The 303-nt window shown below is 50.8% G+C and carries 1 protein-coding gene; it reads right to left on the bottom strand.

Annotated features, from left to right (window positions below):
- On the bottom strand, positions 1 to 303 hold a 303-nt coding region (locus tag AB9F29_RS22060), incomplete at both ends, for an EF-Tu/IF-2/RF-3 family GTPase (protein ID WP_369757271.1).

Here is a 303-nt window from a genome sequence, read left to right as displayed (position 1 = left end):
CGCGAAGAAGCGCACCAATGTTGTCACCAGCTTCACCGCGATCAAGCAGTTTGCGGAACATTTCAACACCAGTACAAGTGGTTGTTGTTGTGTCTTTGAGACCAACGATTTCGATGGAATCACCAACGTTAACAACACCGCGCTCGATACGGCCTGTTACAACAGTACCGCGACCAGAGATCGAGAACACGTCCTCGATTGGCATCAAGAAAGGTTCGTCAATCGCACGTGGAGGCTGTGGAATGAAGGAATCAACCGCCGCCATCAACTCAGCGATTTTCTTGGCGCCGATTTCTTCGTCAC

Source organism: Falsihalocynthiibacter sp. S25ZX9 (assembly GCF_041205405.1).
In the GTDB taxonomy this organism is placed as follows: Bacteria; Pseudomonadota; Alphaproteobacteria; order Rhodobacterales; family Rhodobacteraceae; genus Falsihalocynthiibacter; species Falsihalocynthiibacter arcticus.
This window is presented reverse-complemented; position numbering and strand designations above follow the sequence as displayed.